This is a genomic window from Alcanivorax sp. MD8A (assembly GCF_002888555.1).
GTDB lineage: Bacteria > Pseudomonadota > Gammaproteobacteria > Pseudomonadales > Alcanivoracaceae > Alcanivorax.
This window is the reverse complement of sequence record NZ_AQOQ01000004.1, coordinates 80,277-97,142: the sequence shown is the minus strand read 5'-3', so window position 1 is coordinate 97,142 and position 16,866 is coordinate 80,277. Positions and strand designations below refer to the sequence as shown.

Genomic DNA, 16,866 nt, shown 5'->3' with positions numbered 1-16,866 from the left:
AAGTGATTATCACCCTGTCATTTTCGGCCACACCTCCCTTAACATGGGTACCTATCCGTCCTTCTGGAGCGTACCCATCCATGACACGGCTGTTCTATTTTCTTTATAGCTGGCTGATCTTTGTACCGCTGATGGCAGCGACCACTCTGGTCTGCGGAGCGATCTGTCTGGCCCTGGTGCCCTTTTTGCCTGCCGACCGTGTTGCCCGCTACAGTGCGGTCCCCTGGGCACGCCTCTGCCTGTTGTACAGCGGCGTGCGGGTAGACCAGTTTGGCCACCACAATCTGCAGCCAGGCCAGAGTTACGTCATCGTGGCCAACCACCTGAGTCAGTTCGATATCTTTGTTCTCTACGGCTATTTGGGCGTGGACTTTCGGTGGGTAATGAAACATGAACTGCGCAAGGTGCCCGTGATCGGCATCTGCTGCGAAAAGCTGGGGCATATTTTTATCAACCGAAGCGACCGGGACGCCGCCATCGCCAGCCTCAACGAGGCACGGGTACGGCTGAGTCATGGCGCCAGTGTGCTGTTTTTTCCTGAAGGCACCCGCAGTCGTGACGGGCAGCTCAAACCCTTCAAGAAAGGCGCCTTCAAAATGGCACAAGAGCTGCAACTGCCGGTATTGCCTGTCACCCTGACTGGCACCTTTGATATTCTGCCACCCGGCACCGCGCGGCTACAGCCTGGCCACCAGGCCACATTAACGCTGCATGCTCCACAGCCCATACCCTGCAACGAGGAAGACATCGATCGGCTGATGAAGACCTGCCATGCGCTCATTGCACAACCCCTTACCCATGCGTGCCCACAAGCGCTGGTATAGCTACAGCGACCGCCATAACCGGCGGTGATGCCATACCGGGCCGATCCTGTCGGACAGGATTGGCCCATTCGGCAGTGACAAAGTGTCTACACTCGGTGCCCATCGACCACGGGACTTGAACACGGAGTCATCATGAAGAATTTTAAAGACAAGGTTGCCGTTATCACCGGTGCCGGTTCCGGTATCGGCCGTGCACTGGCCAAGGAACTGGCCGCCAGCGGAGCCAAACTCGCCCTTTCCGATATCAACGAAGCGGGCCTGAAGCAGACCGCCAAGGATCTCGGCCTGGCCGAAGACCGCCTGCTGACCAAAGTACTGGACGTGGCAGACCGCCAGGCGTTCTATGACTTCGCCGACGACGTGGTGAACCATTTCGGTTACGCCAACCTGATCTTCAACAACGCCGGTGTCGCCCTGGGCGCCACCGTGGAAGACATGAGCTACGACGATTTCGAGTGGCTAATGAACATCAATTTCTGGGGCGTGGTGTACGGCACCAAGGCGTTCCTGCCGTACCTGAAGCAGTCCGGCGAGGGGCACATCATCAATGTGTCTTCCATCTTTGGTCTGGTCGGCATTCCCACCCAGTCAGCTTATAACGCTGCCAAATTTGCGGTACGCGGCTTCACCGAATCGCTGCGCATCGAACTGGAAATGGAAGGTAGCCCGGTATCCTGTACTTCCATCCACCCCGGTGGCATCAAAACCAACATCGCCAAGGCCGCGCGCATGAGCGAGGGCGTGGAGCGCATCACCGGTGCCAACAAGGAACAGTCCATTCAGGATTTCGAGAAACTGTTCCGCACCACCCCGGAAGAAGCCGCCAGCACCATTCTCAAAGGGGTGCGAGGCAACAAGCGCCGGGTCCTGATCGGTTCCGATGCGGTGGCAGTGGACACCATGCAGCGCCTGCTGCCGACCAGCTACCAGAAGCTGATCGCCATGGGCCAAAAGTACATGAGCAAGAAGTAACCGTGTCCGAGCGCCCTTTTTCCCAGGCCTGCGAAAACAACAAGGGGCCGATCCTGGCCGTGCTGCAACAGCACTGCCAGGCACCGGGGGCGCTGCTGGAAATCGGTTCGGGCACCGGGCAGCATGCTGCCTGGCTGTCCGCCCAGCTTCCTCACCTGCAGTGGCAAGCATCAGATGTGGCGGACAACCTGCCAGGCATCCGCCTTTGGCAGCAAGAGCCGGCCAACCGCTCCCTGCCCGCTCTTGAACTGGACGTGTCCGGCGACTGGCCTGCTGGTCCCTACCGTTATCTCTTTACCGCCAACACCTTCCATATCATGAGTGCAGAACAGGTATCTCGCTGTATCAAGCAAGGATGCGAGAGACTGGAAGCCGGAGGAGCCTTTCTGGTCTATGGCCCGTTCAATTACGACGGTCGCTATACCAGTGAATCCAATGCCCGTTTCGACGCGTGGCTAAAGGCAGCCGGTAGCCACCGTGGGATCAGGGATCAGGAATGGGTAGTTGAGGCCTTTTCACGCCATGGCGCTACGCTGCGGGCAGACCACGCCATGCCCGCCAACAACCGGATACTGGTTTTTACACGCTAGCCTGGCGGGCACGGCGCATGCGAGGCTTGAGGTAGAGCACCCCGAAGATCATGATCATCACCCCGTCACGCCAGTGAAACAGCCCTCGGCGACGGATCCAGACCCCAAACCCCACCAGCTCCAGGGCATGTAAAAAGGCCACCACCGCCCCCGCGCTCAGTAACAAACGGTCGAACGGTACCGGTAAATCCGCGAAAATGGCTAACAATACCGCCAGCCAAAACACTACAATGACCCCGCGAAACATGTTCATGCTCAAGATCCTCTGACAGCGCTGGCTATTTTTTCTACAATAGGTGGTTTAGAGGATCGGGGCCGGTCTGCTGGCCGGAACCTTGGACCTGCCCGACAAGCAGCAGGTTCTACAACAAACCACTCGCATTCAGACTGAGCGAATACATGCAAAAAGACAAGGCAACCGCCTGGACCCTGGATCAGTTCCCGGTCCCCGAAAAAGACGGCGAACGCCGCTTTCACGATTTTGATCTGGACCTGCGCCTGATGCGCGGGATTGCCGATCTTGGCTTCCAGTATTGCACCCCCATTCAGGCCGAGGTGCTGGAACACACCCTGGCCGGCGCCGACGCCATTGGTCGCGCCCAGACAGGCACCGGTAAAACCGCCGCCTTCCTGCTGACCGTCATCAACGATCTGCTCAAGCACCCGCTGGAAGTGAAACGCTACGCCGGTGAGCCCCGCGCATTGATCGTCGCCCCTACCCGCGAACTGGCGATGCAAATCGAAAAGGACGCCAAAGGGCTGGCGAAGTACACCGACCTGCAGGTCATGAGCGTGGTCGGCGGCATGAACTTCAACCGCCAACAGGAACGCCTGCAAAGCCGGGAAATCGATATTCTGGTTGCCACACCCGGGCGCTTGCTGGATTTTGCCAAACGCCGTGACCTGTGGCTGGACCGGGTGGAATTTTTGGTTCTGGACGAAGCCGACCGCATGCTCGACATGGGCTTTATTCCAGACGTGAAGCGTATTGTCAGCATGACGCCACGCACCAAATACCGCCAAACCCAGCTGTTCTCGGCCACCTTCAACGACGATGTGATGAATCTGGCCCGTCGCTGGACCCAGGACGCCGAAGTGGTAGAAATCGAGCCGGCACAGGTCACCACTGAGCGTGTTGAGCAGAAGGTCTATATCACCAACACCGACGACAAGTTCAAGCTGCTGTACAACCTGATTACCGGCATGAACATGGACAAGGTGATCGTGTTTGCCAACCGTCGGGATATTACCCGCCGCATCAACGACCGCCTGCACAAGAAAGGCCTCAAGGTTTCGATGATCTCTGGCGATGTGCCCCAGAACCAGCGCATGAAGACACTGGAGCGCTTCCGCTCCGGCGACCTGCAGGTGCTGATTGCCACCGACGTGGCCGGGCGAGGCATCCACATCGACGGCGTGTCCCACGTGGTGAACTACAACCTGCCGGAAGACCCGGAAGACTACGTGCATCGTATCGGCCGTACAGGTCGCGCGGGCGCCAGTGGCATGTCCATCAGCTTCGCCTGTGAAGACGATGCCTTCCTGCTGCCCGAACTGGAAAATGCCATCAGCATGAAGCTGGAATGCGAATACCCTCCAGCAGACTTGCTGCAGGAACGAGAGGAAAACCATGCCTGAACGGATCAGCCCTGCGGAAGGCAAGGCCCGCTTTGATGACGGCAACGCCCTGTTCGTGGACATCCGCGATCCCGCCAGCTTCGCCGCCGGGCATCTGCGCGGGGCTATCCACCTGAGCAACGCCAACGTGGATCAGTTCCTGGCTGACACCAGCCGGGAGCGTCCCCTGGTGATCTACTGCTACCACGGTAACAGCAGCCAGGGCGCCGCTGACTGGCTAGGCGAACAAGGTTTTCAGGCCGTGAGTCTCGATGGCGGCTACGACATCTTTCGCCAGCAATTTCCGGAGACTCTCGAGGAAACCGCCTGATAGACGTGGGCGGCAAGCTCCCTGTCAGCAGGGCAATCTGACCTGAAACCAGATCACCCTGCTCGGCAGTCCCCTGCCCCTGTCACAGTGACGAATCAGAAGCGGTAGCCCAACCCGACCATGTACACCCATGGATCGATTTCCACATCGATCTTGTCTACCCGGGCATCATTGACGTACAACCGGGCCTCGGTGTCGATATCGATATTCCAGACGCTCACGTTGAAGAGCCAGTTATCATTGATCGCCACATCCGCCCCGACTTCCCAGGCAAAGCCCACGGAATTACTGAGCTTGACGTCGGCATCTGCGCCACCCAGCAACGGACTGACCACGCCATCATCAATGGAGTCCTCAAAGAAGAGCGTGTAGTTGATACCCGCCCCGAGATACGCCCTTACCGGGCCAACCGACGGCGCGTAATACTGGGCAAGCAAGGTCGGAGGTAAATGACTGGTTTCACCAATCACGACACCGCTGCCACCGGTATCCAGAATAATGTCATGGGTAAATGGCGTCGCACCCACCAGCTCTACCCCAATGGCGTCGGTCACCATATAGGCAAAAGTCAGCCCCAACTGGGTATCGTCGTCCACGTCCACCCCCAACCCGCCCACGACGGGCATGGCAGAATCGAACGTCTCACTACTGACATCGGGATCAACCTGAATTGCCCCAAAACGCACAATGAAATCCCCTGCTTCATGAGCCAATGCGGGTCCTGCCGCCATCAAGGCGACCAGAGCCATCGCGTTTTTTCCCTGTCCTCGCAGCTTCATATTTTTCCCCTTTCGTTAGCACTATTCTGCTGTGGCGCCTGCATCCCACTCTCTCTGAGGCTGGACATCATTGAACGCCACAAGCAGCCAATGGGCATTGCGCTACGTCAATATGGCAAGCGAAAACAGCCGCAATCCCCTGCCCCCGGTGCCGCAACCACTGCTGGACTTAACTGGTCTGTAAGCCAACGGGGACGCCCCCAGAATAGGCAGAGAAAACCAATGCATGCTTATGCGTATCGACAAAATGAAGCGAATGGAGGATCAACGGTTCTTGAACGAAAATCACCCAATCTGACACATTCGCACTAGCGCCCTGATTTCACGTCAACCCAGTTACATACACATCAAGCGTGATAGCGCAGTATAGGAAGCCATCATTGCGAACGCCCTGCGCCCCACGCTGACTCGCAGGCCGCACACCAATAACAAAGAGATATTCATCATGGCTTCAAGCTCTCTGATCAACGCATTGCGTGACGCCCACAAGACTCACCTGACCCAACAACTGCAGGCCCCCGAACACTGGCAGGCGATGATGAGCCAAGCCAGCGCCCTGCTCACCGATGTGCCGCTGGGAAAGCTGGTTGACGCCGACAGCCTCTGCCAGGTGGTGGATGCCTGGCTGCAAGACGCCCTGAGCGCCCAGGGACTTCAGCAAGTCGTCACCGATGTCACCCTGGCCGTCTGGGACACTGCCGAACGCGATGACGCCACCCTGGGTGAGCTGCTGCGCGAAGAACACTTTGAAGCCATTCTCGAACAGGCCCTGCAACTGCAAACCTTGCGAGAAAAAGCCGTACATGCCGCAATGAACCACCCTCTGGTCAGTGAGATGGTCAGCGAGATGCTGTACACCGGCATCAAGAACTTTCTTCTGGAAGAAAATGCCCTGGCCAAGCTGCCAGGCGTCAGTAGTGTGATGAAGATGGGCCGCAAGAGTGTGGTCGGAAAGGCCATGGGCGGCATGGAAGAATCCATCCGTACCTATCTTCAAAAAAATATTCGCGTCACCCTGAAAACCGGCGAGCAGTGGCTGAATAAACAACTCACCAACGAACGCATCGAACAACTTGCCCGAGACGGTTACCGTCGGGTCGCCCCACTGAAGCCCGCTGACTACCTGGCCCTGGTTCCCAAGGCCACCATTGGCGACGTCATTGAGCAAGGCTGTCTCATCGGTGACGAAAGCGCCCGGCTGGATTACACCCGTCGCCTGGTCGGTGTCGGTATTCGGGCCGCCGTGGATTCTCTGAGCCAGTTGCCCCTCAAGACCCTGCTGGAAAACATGCAGATCAGTGAACAACGGGTCCACGCCATCACCACCCCGGCGCTCGCCAAAGGTGCCACTGTATTGGTAGAACAAGGCGTTCTGGAGCCGTTCGTGGAATGGGTGGTGGAGGATTTTTATGGGTCGGAGGCGTGCAAAAAAGTTGTTGAGGCAGTTAACAGTTAATAGTGAACAGTTAACAGCGACGCGCATTGGCATTGCTGTGCGCTGAGAGCACAGAGGCCGCGCCCAAGGTCTGGGCGCGGCCTCTTTCATTGGTGAAAAGAAAAAATTTACCGCGAGTATTTCGCTGTTAACTGTTCACTATTAACTGTTAACTAGAGGAAGGACTCCGCATATTCCGCCAACAACGATCTCGGCACTCCATTCAACTGCACCGACCCGCCATGGACAAAACGCTTGAAGCGTTCAGTCATGTAGGTGAGCCCGGAGCTGGTGGGCGAGAGGTAAGGGGTGTCGATCTGGGCCAGGTTGCCCAGGCACACCACTTTGGATCCTTCGCCTGCCCGGGTGATGATGGCTTTCATCTGATGGGGGGTCAGGTTCTGGCTTTCGTCGATCAGGATCAGGGACTTCTGAAAGCTTCGGCCACGGATGTAATTCATCGCCTTGAACTGAATATTGGCGCGCTCTTTGACGTACTGAATGCTGCCCGTGGGATTCTCATCGTTCAGGTGCAGGGCTTCGATGTTATCGTTGATCGCCCCCAGCCAGGGATCCATCTTCTCTTCTTCGGTACCAGGCAGAAAACCATGATCTTCAGCCAGCGGTGGCGTGGAGCGGGTGGCGATAATCTTGTTGAAGCGCTTCTGCTCCACCGTCATTTCAATGGCCGCAGCCAGCGCCAGAATCGTTTTCCCCGAGCCTGCCGCCCCCGTCAGATTGACCAGATGCACATCCGGGTCGAGCAATAATTGCAGCGCGATGGCTTGCTGGATGTTCATGGGCTTCAGTCCCCATGCCTCCTGCTCCAGCATGCTGTCTGCCTTGTAATGCTTCAGGGTCACCACCCCGTTTTCGATATGCATGACCCGGCCGACAAAGCCTTGCTCATCAATGATGTACTGGTTGGGATAGACCTCTTCCCCCAGAATCTCGCTCACCAGCAAGCCGTGGGACAGATAATGCAGGGTGTCCGGTCCGTCCTGCTCGGTTTCCACCTGGGTCACCTGGTCCCAGAACGAGCCGGGCACCTCAAAATAGCCCCGGGTCAGTTGCTTGATATCCGTGACCAGCTGATCGTTGTGGTAGTCCTCGGACTCGATTCCACAGGCCCTCGCCTTGAGACGCATGTTGATGTCCTTGGTCACCAGGATAAAGCGTTCATCCGGGGCCTGGGCCTTCATGGCGACCACATCGTTGATGATGCGGTTATCGTTCAGGTGATCCGGCAGGGGAGCCTTGATGTCCTCCAGGCTCGACATGAGTACCGTGAGGGTGCCCTGGGTTGAGTTATCCGGGCCGCGCGGGATGGGAATCCCGGCCTCCACCTGTTCCGGCGTGGCGTGGCCGAGCACCTTGTCGATTTGGCGAATAGCCGCCCGGCAATCGGCGGCGGTATGCGACTTACCGCTTTTCAGCTTATCCAGTTCTTCCAGCACCGTCATGGGGATCACCACGCGGTGCTCTTCAAAGTTCAACAGGGAGTTGGGGTCGTGGATCAGGACGTTAGTATCGATGACGTAGGTTTTTTTCTGTTCTTGCTCGATGGTGCTGTCGTTCTGGCTGGCGCTCGCGTAGTGGCTGGTGGAAAGGGTGTGGAGTCTGGCCGCGCGCTCTTCCATGCGTATCCCCTGTGCCGTTAAACGGTACGGTTGCGTTGGTTTGGCGGCATTCGGTGAGCGTCAGGTCTGAAATTGCGAGAGTGACGCCTGCCCCCTGCCGCCCTGGTTTTAAGCCTTTTGGCGGTTCAGTTGCATTCAGCTGTTAACAGCTTTTGATCGCGATCACTCCCGCAAGGGCGGGAATGGAATTACCATAACCCAGCTTTTCGAAAGGGATCAATAGTCCTCCTTGAAAACTTTTGCCTTTTCTTTTTCCGTTCTGTCCATTTCATCTGTCCGCTAGACTGGTGAACATCAAACATCGCATAAACGGTTAATCAATCTTATGTCTCTCGATCACCCTCAGGTAATGATGCCCCCGCCAGCGCTGTATCTCGGCGGCTTGTTAATGGGCTATGGCATCGACAGGGCAATTCATTTCCCGGCTGTCCAATTCCCCGGCAGCGTCTGGCTGACCAGCCTGCTTGCTGTATCCGGACTGTTACTGGTAGCACTCGCGGCCCTCCAGTTACGACGGGCGAGGACAACCCTCATGCCTCACCGCGCGGCAAGCACACTGCTGACAACGGGCGTTTTCGCACTGAGCCGTAACCCGATCTATCTTGGCTTCAGCCTGCTGGCCATCGCTGCCGCGCTCAGCCAACAAAGTGCAGGCATGCTGTTGATGCAGCTCCCGGTGCTTTGGGTCATACATTCACATGTGATTGCCGCAGAAGAAGCGTTTCATGAACAGCAGTTTGGTGAGGCCTGGCAACAATACCGTAATCGCACTCGACGCTGGCTCTAACCTGAATTCGTTCACAACCCGGTCCCTGCTTGAGCCACAGTGGCGGCTCAAGCTTGCCGTTTTGCAAACGCATGTGACGAGATCCGAAGTGGCCAGGTACCAGCGTGCTGGCGCGCGTATCAGGCGGCAACCAACCCACGCGGCGATAGAGCTCGGCAACCAGCTCTGAACAGAACCAACCGCGCCGGTCCGGCTTCCGCTGAAACGCGGTCAAAACATCAATGGCATTACAGAGCAGGTAATTCTTGTAAGGACGATGCAGTAACCGCCTGACCAAACGCTGCAGTAGCCTGTCCTGACGGTCAGAAAGATCAGGCCCAAGGCGACGTCGCACAGCAACGGATCCGGGATAATCCGCCAACTTGCTGGAAAGGAATACCAGTGACACCCCCGCGACAGGTTTCCCCAGTCGAATATCTACCGACTCCCCCAACGTGGTGGACTCCAGCACCAGCGGTTCGCTGCATTCCGGCAGTCGCACCACCATGCCAATGTGGCTCCAGGGGCTTCGGGTAAACAGCCGAATAACCTCACTGGTCACCCCGCGTCCGGAGAACAGCAGTATATCGCCGGTCCGTAAGGTAAAAGCAGAATCCAGAGTGGATGCCATCGCAGACGTTCCCAGGTTTCTGATCATTCCCGTTGAGAGCACGCTATGCCTGTCGAATGACAGATCGCTGACAGGATGGTCACGGTTTGGTGAAAGCACCTCCCGTTTTCTCTGCATCCAGCTTTAGGCGCTTGCCTGCAATCGATCCGAGCGCTAGCGAGGCAAAGGTGTCAGAAGGGAGTTTCGAGTAACGAGCAGCGAACCAATAATGGATGGCTGCGGAAAAAAGATTGAGGTTGTGCCTTTCCTCGCATGGGCTCGGTTCGCAATGCGAGCCGTGTCTTTCATAAGCTCTGGAATCCATACCTCGCCTAGGCTCGGTTCGCCATGCAAGCATGGTTATTCGCTTCGCTCACCCCTTCGGGGCCGCACTGCGTGCGTTACTTCGCTGCGCTACGTTCCTACTAGGTGCTCGGGTTATTTATTGGCGCCGAACTCAACGATCTGGAAGGCGTTTCCGTTCTTCAAAATACCTCGGAACTATTTGGATTTCCCTTCTAATCAAGCGTAGCTTGTAGCTTGTAACTCACAGCTCACAACTGATAGCTGATAGCTGATAGCTGTGAGCTTTCACATTTCTGTTACCTCCCTGCAGTAACCTCTCCGACACATTCTGCTCCTGCCCTGCCCCGCCTATGGAAGAACGACTCTACCTGTTGCAACGCCACCTGCCGGAACTGCTGGAGCTGGAATCCCTGATCCGGCATGGCAAACGGCATTTGCGGGTCAGTACCGTTCATGACGTTCCCATGGGAAAGATCAGCCTGCCCATCAAAGTTATCGAGATGGGATCCACCGCTCCCCGGGCTCCGGTGATTGGTTTTTTCGGTGGCGTTCACGGCGTCGAACGGATTGGCAGCCAGGTTCTGATGTCATGGCTGCATAGCCTTATCCATCGCTTGCAGTGGGATGATCAGCTCCACCGGCGACTCGAGCAGGTGCGGCTGGTGTTCATGCCGATGATCAACCCCGGCGGCATCTGGAACCGCACCCGCAGCAATCCCAACGGGGTTGATCTAATGCGTAACGCCCCGGTGGATGCCATGGGCAAGGTACCGTTTCTGGTAGGTGGGCATCGCATTTCCCGACACCTTCCCTGGTACAGAGGAAAGAGCGGCGACCCCATGGAGCCAGAAGCTCAGGCCGTGGCCAGGGTGGTGCAGGAAAAGTTGTTTCCCGCGCCTTTCTCCATGAGCATTGATTGCCACAGCGGCTTTGGGCGCCGGGACAGAATATGGTGCTGCTACGCCCGTAGCCACAGGCCCATTCCACACATTGGCGAGGTCTACCGGCTTAAACAAACCCTGGAGGGCACCTACCCTCATCATCACCCCTACCTGATTGAACCTCAGTCCGTTAACTACACCACTCATGGCGACCTGTGGGACTACCTCTACGATGACGCTCAAGAGAAAGCGCCAGCGCATACCTTTCTGCCCTTTACACTGGAAATGGGCTCCTGGCTTTGGGTGCGCAAGAATCCCCGGCAAATGCTCGACTTCTTTGGCTACTTCAACCCGGTAATCTCTCATCGCCACCACCGGGTGCTGCGCCAACATCTGCCGTTGTTCGAATTTCTCACCGCCATGACCGCCAATGCCGGAAACTGGCTCCCCTCACCTGCCGAGCGTAAACAGCTAAGCCATCAGGCAATACAGCACTGGTTCAGCCACCAATAGTGAGACTTCATGAAGCTGGCCCTGGATTTGCATCATTTTGATGCACACAGTTGGGTCATCAGGCTCACTGGCTTACACTTGCCCAAACCCGATCTCAGGAATTTCAGGTATGAAACGATTCGCTCCGGCTCTGGTACTGGTCCTTGCAGGCTGCCAGAACTTTGGTTATCAGGCCCCCTACGGTGACGACACAGCCCAGATCACCTTTACCAGTAACGATACCGCGGCCCAACCGGCTATCTGTGTTCCGGGCAAGGGCTTCCAGTCCACCGAGTACTCCATCGCCCAGAAACCCATGGGCGGAGACGCGCTCAACGACTTGCTTGAGACCATGAAAAAGAGCACGGAAGTGACCACCACTCTGGCCCCTTCCAGCCAGACTCGGGTCGGTATCATCTACAACCAGAAACATCCCAACAGCACCCAGCGCGACCGCTGCCGGGTCGCGCTGCAATTTGAGGCCGTTGCTGGCGAGCACTATCAAGCGGTGTTCAATTACAGCCAGGCACAGTGCGGACTATCCATTACCGATAGCAAGGGTCAGTCTGCCGATGCCGTCCGGGTTGACTGGGAATGCCCATAAACAACATACCAATTTGGTGCACCGCACAATAACGGTGCACCAATACCTCTATTGCAGCCTCTTTACACCCCTTCCTCCTCCCCAACAAAACAGCAACCCTCTGTTTTAAAAAAGAAAATAAAAACTGGCACGCTCTCTGCAATAGCTTATGCGAGCCTGATAGGCGGTGCGCCACTAGCGCACACTTGAACAATTAAGACTTGTTAAGAGGGTTGCACATGAAGAACGTATTTGGTCTGAAGAAAACGGTTATCGCCTCTGCGGTTGCAGCTGCCAGCGTAATGGCGCCTGCCATTGCTGCTGCAGAAATCAGCGGTAGCCTGGGCATTGCCAGCATGTACCTGTGGCGTGGTCAGGACGTGTCTGCTGGTACTGCAAACGTTTCCGGCAGCCTGGATTTCACCACCGACGTAGGCTTCTACGCCGGTACCTGGGTATCCTCCGCTGGTACCTCTGTTAACTCTGCAGGCACCACTTCCACTGAAACTGACTTCTATGCCGGTTTCGGCGGCGAAGCAGGTGGCCTGAGCTACGACATCTCCTACTGGACCTACGTTTACCCGGAAGATGATGTAGGCGCAGGTGAGCTGGCTGAACTGATTGCCAGCGTAGGCGTCGCAGGCTTCAGCCTGACCGGTTATGTCAGCGCCAACGATCTGAGCGATTCCGAAGACGAGAACTTCGGTGACGACCTGTACCTGACTCTGGGTTACGAATACGACAAGTTCGCTATCACTGCGGGTGCGTTCATGTTCGACGCTGACGACAGCGACTATGCCCACGTTGACCTGAGCTACTCTCCCATCGAAAACCTGACCTTCACTGTGTCCAAGGTTGTCGATAGCGAGTCTGCTGCCCCGGTTACCGATGAGCAGGATCCGCTGTTCGTTGTTGGCTACAGCTTCCCGCTGTAAGCACTGCACGGCATCTCGGGCGGCAACTGCCGCCCACTGTTTCAACGCCGCGGGGCTCTCCCTGGTCCTCGCAAACACGCAAGCAACCCCGCGGCGTCTTTTTAACCCGATTTACGCATGCTTGCTTCATGCAACATACGCCACCCCACCCCACGCACGTTTACCCGCTCCGACTTCCGACACTCACCGTCTAGCGCTCAAAATACACCACCAGCGCATCGTGATCAGAAACTGGTGATACGCCATCTGTTCCATACAGGCTCTTGTAGCGCCCGGCGTTCCCGCGACTGGCCGCTACCGCTTTAAGACGATGTTTCAGCGTGGGAGACAACCAGACATGATCCAGTGCCTGGGGGCGACAGCGGTAACGGTAGGAGTAACGCTCCGAGGGTTCCAATGCCTGCCAAACGTTGAACAGGCCGGCAAGCGCGAATTGCCGATAGCTGTCCGAGAAGCGACCGGCACCCCAGGTGCTGTTGAAATCACCCGCCACGATCACGGGCCCTGTCTGATTGCCAACCCATTGTGCGAGACGTGCCGCCTGCCGTCTGCGCTTCTCGAACACCCTCGACGAGGCCAGATCACGCGCACTGCGCAGGTGCACTATCACCAGATCCGCTTTCATGGGCGCTTGCAACGACACCCGTAATGGCGGACGAGAATAAAGCGGGTGCCCCTGAAATGGCTCTGCGGCAAAAAGGGCACGGGGGTTTTCCAACACCACTGGCGCACGGTACAGCAAGCCCACATCCATGCCGGAAGGATCGTTGCCTTCAATCAGCACAGAACGGTAACGATAACCGCTGGCCGTCAACCGCTCAGCCAGTGAATCCAGCAATGCGCGATTCTCCACTTCCTGAAGCACCAGCGCATGAGGGGCCTGCAGGTGTGTCGTGATGAATCGGGCAATGGCATCCAAACGCTGCTCAACCCGCTTGGGCGGCAAGGGGGAATCCAGATCCGCATCCTTGACGGCATCACGAAGACGCCACAGATTCAGGGTTGCCAGCATCCATTCACCCTCACTGGCCACCGGCACGCCACGATCGGGGGCAAGATCCCGGCAGTCCGCCAGAACATAAATCGGGGCAATCAGCAGCAAGACAAGCAGGGGTCGTTTCATGGCAGCAGTCTACGATGAGAGCCACACCACCAACAGAGGAAAAGCACCCCAAAACGGGTAGGAAAACAGACGGTCAGGAAGACAGCGATATACTGCTGCTCAGGGCAAGGGGGCAACCAGGACGACCACCACAACAGGGAAAACCTAAAACGCTTTCCCCCTGCTCCCCTCGCAGGGAGCAGGGAAAAGCAGTCTCTCAAGGCCGGAACACGACTTTGAGATCCGAGGTAACATCGGCCTCGTCCATGTAACCGATGAAATGCCGATCAGACCCCACCAACAGTGTCATCTCCCTATCGCTGGAGACTTCCCGCGGCGGCATACCCCGGCCAGTAAAGATCATGCGTGCCCAGTAGCTTTTCATCTGCTCTACGGACTTGCCCATGACCCGCTGGTAAAACAGCTCCCGCTGGCTCGCGGCCACCGGCATATCCAACGGCTTCACGGACACTTCGCCAACCCGATTCAGCTGGCCATTAAAGATCTGACGCACTTCATTGCGGGTCAACCCTGCCAGATCACTGCTTTTGGAAACCACTACCACGATGCCAGCCTGTGCAGCACCCGTCAGGAGCAGAAAGAAGACAACCAGAAGACTTTTCATTTTTTCCACTCCCTAGAAAACCAGATCCATACTGAGACGTACCACGCTGGCATGATCGTTTTCCAACGCCCCGCCATCAGTCACGACAAAAAAGCCATTGGTCGTCACGTCTTCATCCGAAAAATCATAGTAGTAGCTGTACTCCCCCTTCAGTGCGATGGCATCCGTCAGGGAATAACGTAACCCTGCGGTCCAACTCTTCTGGCGCTCTGCCAGGCCATCATTGAGGGCACCCGGCAACTGCTCATCGAGCTCGTCCGGATACACCGCCGCCCAGGTCACCAGCGGCATCCATTTGCCCAGATATTTGCCCACCGACACGTAACCGCTCTCGCTGCTGGGATACCAGTTGCTGAAGCTCAGGCGAGCCACTTCCGTGGCCATAAACCAGCTACCGTCGTCATATTGCAGACCGAGCCCGGCAAAATAGGTGTAGACATCATCCAGTGTCAGCCCAAGAAGCGGGGCAGGCGGCACCAGCGCATTAAGATCGTCCTGGGGAACGGTAACTGATGCACCGGAATACGAGGCGCGGAAACTCCAGTCCTGCCAACGGCTCGTCAGGTTAATCCCGCTGAGGTCGTCTGCCTGAAAGTTGGCGTTGCCAGTCCGTGGCCCACCATCGACCGTGCTGGACCCCCAGAACGCGGCCAGCCGATGAGACAAGGCCCCGGTGTTGAATGACCAGGCGGCTTCAATCCCTTCCATGGTCTTGATCGGTGCCAGCTGGTACACCTCAGCCGGGGGGCTGACCCAGGGATAGGCATAGCCCACATCAACATACTGGGAGTGCATATAAAACGGCGCCACAATCCGGCCCGCCTTGATGGCTACCGTGTCCGTGAGGTCGTAGTCCAGGTACCCCCATTGAATCTCGGCGTCAAAATCGTCCTGACCGGAGGCAAACAACTGCACCACCGCCTCTGCACGATCATTGATCCGGGCATTGAACTGAATCCCGGCACGGGTGAGGGCATCATGACTCCAATCGTCATCCGCGCCATCGATATGACTTGCCTCGCCTGCGGTGGTGTCCGCATTTGCCTGACTCATGCCCGCAGAGATAAACCCGTTGATACGCAAACGATCATCCACCGCAGAGTGGTACTGATCACTCTCCAGTTGCTGCAGGCGTCGTTCGTATTCCTGTAATTGTTGTTCCACATCACTGTGTGGCGTCTCCGCCCACACCGTGTTGCTCCCCATTGATACCGCCAAAACGGCAAATACGATGCGTTTCATGACTCTCCCATGCCTAACTAGCCCATTGGGATGATAATAGGCTACGACAAAAGCATGGCATTATGCTGGATTGGAACGTTCCTTCAACTGTCCGATGGGGCCGCTTTTCGCACCGGAATCGTCTCGCAATCCACAGACACCTCCACATCGAAGCAAACTTGCACCGCTTCACCCTCGCCCGGCACCCGTTTGAGATCCATGAACATCAAATGCTTGCCACCCGGCGCCAAGGTGACCGTCTCTCCCGGTGCCACCGTCAAACGGTGAAGATGCTGCATGGCACGGGTGCCGTCGTCCCGGGTCACCGTTTCATGCAACATCACATGCCCGGCAAAGTCACTGGTAATGCCCACCACGGTTCTTGGCTGTATCCCTTCATTGGTAAAGGTCAGGTACCCCGCCATGGATGAGGCAACCGGTGGCGCTGCACGCAACCAGGCATCATTCACTTCAAGTGTTTCAATTTCGCCAGCATGGCCCTGCACCGCCAACACCAGCAAACCGCCAAGCAGTCCCTTAAAGAAGGCTTTTCGCATCGTTTATCACCTCATCAATCTTGAAATCCGCCGGATACAGCTTGCGCACCCGCGCCTGATCGTCCAGCAGATAGATATAGTCACTATGGGTAAACAGGTAATCCTGTTTTTCCTGGCCCTTGATGAACACCACCCCGTATTGTTCCGCAACCTGCCGAATCTGCTCCAGGCTACCGGTCAGGCCAATCATGTCAGCCTTGAACCAGGGCAGGTATTGCTTCAGGTGTTCGGCCGTATCCCGCTCCGGATCAAAGGTAATGAAAACAGGCTGGAAGCCTTCTGCCTCCCCGGCCTCATCCAGTTGCCGATAGACCTGCGCCACCCGGGCCAGTACCGCCGGGCAAATATCCGGGCAATGGGTATAACCGAAGAACAGGACCGAGACCTGGCCCTTCAGGTCCGCGTGGGTATAGGGCTGCCCGTCCTGGTCAGTCAGCGTAAACTCACCCCCCAGGCGAGTATTTACAGGCAGGTCGCTTTCCGGCTTGTCACACCCGGCCAGCAATACCAGTAACAGCATCGGCAGGATGTACGGCAGTTTTCGCATGATCGCTCCGGTTGATATAATCCGCGCCCATTTTGACGCTATTCGACGGTGAG

The 16,866-nt window shown here is 56.9% G+C and carries 18 protein-coding genes; 10 read left to right on the top strand and 8 right to left on the bottom strand.

Annotation, left to right across the window (positions count from 1 at the left end; all coding sequences use genetic code 11):
• The first annotated feature begins 80 nt into the window (after positions 1-80).
• The 3 genes from A15D_RS03425 to A15D_RS03415 all read left to right on the top strand — a co-directional run bounded on the left by A15D_RS03425 (position 81) and on the right by A15D_RS03415 (position 2,386).
• Entirely contained in the window at positions 81-824 is a 744-nt protein-coding gene (locus A15D_RS03425) for a lysophospholipid acyltransferase family protein (protein WP_102790783.1), read from the top strand.
• A gap of 132 nt (positions 825-956) precedes the next feature.
• Positions 957-1,796: an SDR family oxidoreductase gene (locus A15D_RS03420; RefSeq protein WP_102790782.1), complete on the top strand. Its 840-nt coding sequence runs from the start codon at positions 957-959 to the stop codon at positions 1,794-1,796.
• 2 nt (positions 1,797-1,798) lie between these two features.
• Complete coding sequence (locus tag A15D_RS03415) at positions 1,799-2,386, top strand: DUF938 domain-containing protein (RefSeq protein ID WP_102790781.1); 588 nt, start codon at positions 1,799-1,801, stop codon at positions 2,384-2,386.
• Here the strand turns inward: A15D_RS03415 and A15D_RS03410 are convergent.
• Positions 2,376-2,639, bottom strand: coding sequence for a DUF1145 domain-containing protein (locus A15D_RS03410; RefSeq protein WP_022986870.1), 264 nt, complete (start codon positions 2,637-2,639; stop codon positions 2,376-2,378). The two genes, A15D_RS03415 and A15D_RS03410, sit on opposite strands and share 11 nt — an antisense overlap.
• A gap of 146 nt (positions 2,640-2,785) precedes the next feature.
• Between A15D_RS03410 and rhlB the strand changes: the two genes are divergently transcribed.
• Positions 2,786-4,024 carry an ATP-dependent RNA helicase RhlB gene (gene rhlB / locus A15D_RS03405; protein ID WP_022986869.1) on the top strand — a complete coding sequence of 413 codons (1,239 nt, stop codon included), beginning with the start codon at positions 2,786-2,788 and terminating at the stop codon, positions 4,022-4,024.
• The gene (glpE, locus tag A15D_RS03400; protein WP_102790780.1) at positions 4,017-4,334 is read left to right on the top strand and encodes a thiosulfate sulfurtransferase GlpE; all 318 of its coding nucleotides are present in this window, start codon (positions 4,017-4,019) and stop codon (positions 4,332-4,334) included. The genes rhlB and glpE overlap by 8 nt, the downstream gene beginning before the upstream one ends.
• A 95-nt stretch (positions 4,335-4,429) precedes the next feature.
• On the opposite strand, the gene A15D_RS03395 is transcribed toward glpE, so the two are convergent.
• On the bottom strand, positions 4,430-5,113 hold the full coding sequence (locus A15D_RS03395; protein WP_102790779.1) for an OmpW family protein: 684 nt from the start codon (positions 5,111-5,113) through the stop codon (positions 4,430-4,432).
• A gap of 445 nt (positions 5,114-5,558) precedes the next feature.
• On the opposite strand from A15D_RS03395, the gene A15D_RS03390 reads away from it, so the two are divergent.
• Positions 5,559-6,569, top strand: a complete 1,011-nt coding sequence (locus A15D_RS03390; RefSeq protein ID WP_102790778.1) for a hypothetical protein — start codon at positions 5,559-5,561, stop codon at positions 6,567-6,569.
• Positions 6,570-6,721: 152 nt separating this feature from the next.
• Here A15D_RS03390 and A15D_RS03385 read toward each other — a convergent pair whose 3' ends face one another.
• Positions 6,722-8,188, bottom strand: coding sequence for a PhoH family protein (locus A15D_RS03385; RefSeq protein WP_022986865.1), 1,467 nt, complete (start codon positions 8,186-8,188; stop codon positions 6,722-6,724).
• 325 nt (positions 8,189-8,513) lie between these two features.
• Between A15D_RS03385 and A15D_RS03380 the strand changes: the two genes are divergently transcribed.
• The 4 genes from A15D_RS03380 to A15D_RS03360 all read left to right on the top strand — a co-directional run bounded on the left by A15D_RS03380 (position 8,514) and on the right by A15D_RS03360 (position 12,761).
• The gene (locus A15D_RS03380) at positions 8,514-8,975 is read left to right on the top strand and encodes an isoprenylcysteine carboxylmethyltransferase family protein (RefSeq protein ID WP_369825812.1); all 462 of its coding nucleotides are present in this window, start codon (positions 8,514-8,516) and stop codon (positions 8,973-8,975) included.
• 1,245 nt (positions 8,976-10,220) lie between these two features.
• Entirely contained in the window at positions 10,221-11,264 is a 1,044-nt protein-coding gene (locus A15D_RS03370; protein WP_102790776.1) for a M14 family zinc carboxypeptidase, read from the top strand.
• A gap of 109 nt (positions 11,265-11,373) precedes the next feature.
• Positions 11,374-11,847 carry a hypothetical protein gene (locus A15D_RS03365; protein WP_102790775.1) on the top strand — a complete coding sequence of 158 codons (474 nt, stop codon included), beginning with the start codon at positions 11,374-11,376 and terminating at the stop codon, positions 11,845-11,847.
• A 218-nt stretch (positions 11,848-12,065) separates the two neighbouring features.
• Positions 12,066-12,761 (top strand): TorF family putative porin, encoded by a 696-nt coding sequence (locus A15D_RS03360; protein WP_102790774.1) that lies wholly within the window; start codon positions 12,066-12,068, stop codon positions 12,759-12,761.
• A gap of 190 nt (positions 12,762-12,951) precedes the next feature.
• On the opposite strand, the gene A15D_RS03355 is transcribed toward A15D_RS03360, so the two are convergent.
• The 5 genes from A15D_RS03355 to A15D_RS03335 all read right to left on the bottom strand — a co-directional run bounded on the left by A15D_RS03355 (position 12,952) and on the right by A15D_RS03335 (position 16,813).
• Entirely contained in the window at positions 12,952-13,884 is a 933-nt protein-coding gene (locus tag A15D_RS03355) for an endonuclease/exonuclease/phosphatase family protein (RefSeq protein ID WP_102790773.1), read from the bottom strand.
• A gap of 196 nt (positions 13,885-14,080) precedes the next feature.
• Positions 14,081-14,488, bottom strand: a complete 408-nt coding sequence (locus A15D_RS03350; RefSeq protein ID WP_102790772.1) for a hypothetical protein — start codon at positions 14,486-14,488, stop codon at positions 14,081-14,083.
• Between the two features lie 12 nt (positions 14,489-14,500).
• A complete protein-coding gene (locus A15D_RS03345; protein ID WP_102790771.1) occupies positions 14,501-15,730 on the bottom strand; it encodes a hypothetical protein in 1,230 nt (409 codons plus the stop codon).
• Between the two features lie 83 nt (positions 15,731-15,813).
• Complete coding sequence (locus A15D_RS03340; protein ID WP_102790770.1) at positions 15,814-16,266, bottom strand: copper chaperone PCu(A)C; 453 nt, start codon at positions 16,264-16,266, stop codon at positions 15,814-15,816.
• Entirely contained in the window at positions 16,247-16,813 is a 567-nt protein-coding gene (locus A15D_RS03335) for an SCO family protein (RefSeq protein WP_102790769.1), read from the bottom strand. Before A15D_RS03335 ends, A15D_RS03340 begins: the two co-directional genes overlap by 20 nt.
• Positions 16,814-16,866: the final 53 nt, after the last annotated feature.

Coding starts and splice junctions, on each gene's coding strand:
- A15D_RS03425 (WP_102790783.1), top strand. CDS start 81: ATGACACGGCTGTTCTATTTTCTTTATAGCTGGCTGATCTTTGTACCG.
- A15D_RS03420 (WP_102790782.1), top strand. CDS start 957: ATGAAGAATTTTAAAGACAAGGTTGCCGTTATCACCGGTGCCGGTTCC.
- A15D_RS03410 (WP_022986870.1), bottom strand. CDS start 2,639: ATGAACATGTTTCGCGGGGTCATTGTAGTGTTTTGGCTGGCGGTATTG.
- rhlB (WP_022986869.1), top strand. CDS start 2,786: ATGCAAAAAGACAAGGCAACCGCCTGGACCCTGGATCAGTTCCCGGTC.
- glpE (WP_102790780.1), top strand. CDS start 4,017: ATGCCTGAACGGATCAGCCCTGCGGAAGGCAAGGCCCGCTTTGATGAC.
- A15D_RS03395 (WP_102790779.1), bottom strand. CDS start 5,113: ATGAAGCTGCGAGGACAGGGAAAAAACGCGATGGCTCTGGTCGCCTTG.
- A15D_RS03390 (WP_102790778.1), top strand. CDS start 5,559: ATGGCTTCAAGCTCTCTGATCAACGCATTGCGTGACGCCCACAAGACT.
- A15D_RS03385 (WP_022986865.1), bottom strand. CDS start 8,188: ATGGAAGAGCGCGCGGCCAGACTCCACACCCTTTCCACCAGCCACTAC.
- A15D_RS03380 (WP_369825812.1), top strand. CDS start 8,514: ATGTCTCTCGATCACCCTCAGGTAATGATGCCCCCGCCAGCGCTGTAT.
- A15D_RS03370 (WP_102790776.1), top strand. CDS start 10,221: ATGGAAGAACGACTCTACCTGTTGCAACGCCACCTGCCGGAACTGCTG.
- A15D_RS03365 (WP_102790775.1), top strand. CDS start 11,374: ATGAAACGATTCGCTCCGGCTCTGGTACTGGTCCTTGCAGGCTGCCAG.
- A15D_RS03360 (WP_102790774.1), top strand. CDS start 12,066: ATGAAGAACGTATTTGGTCTGAAGAAAACGGTTATCGCCTCTGCGGTT.
- A15D_RS03355 (WP_102790773.1), bottom strand. CDS start 13,884: ATGAAACGACCCCTGCTTGTCTTGCTGCTGATTGCCCCGATTTATGTT.
- A15D_RS03350 (WP_102790772.1), bottom strand. CDS start 14,488: ATGAAAAGTCTTCTGGTTGTCTTCTTTCTGCTCCTGACGGGTGCTGCA.
- A15D_RS03345 (WP_102790771.1), bottom strand. CDS start 15,730: ATGAAACGCATCGTATTTGCCGTTTTGGCGGTATCAATGGGGAGCAAC.
- A15D_RS03340 (WP_102790770.1), bottom strand. CDS start 16,266: ATGCGAAAAGCCTTCTTTAAGGGACTGCTTGGCGGTTTGCTGGTGTTG.
- A15D_RS03335 (WP_102790769.1), bottom strand. CDS start 16,813: ATGCGAAAACTGCCGTACATCCTGCCGATGCTGTTACTGGTATTGCTG.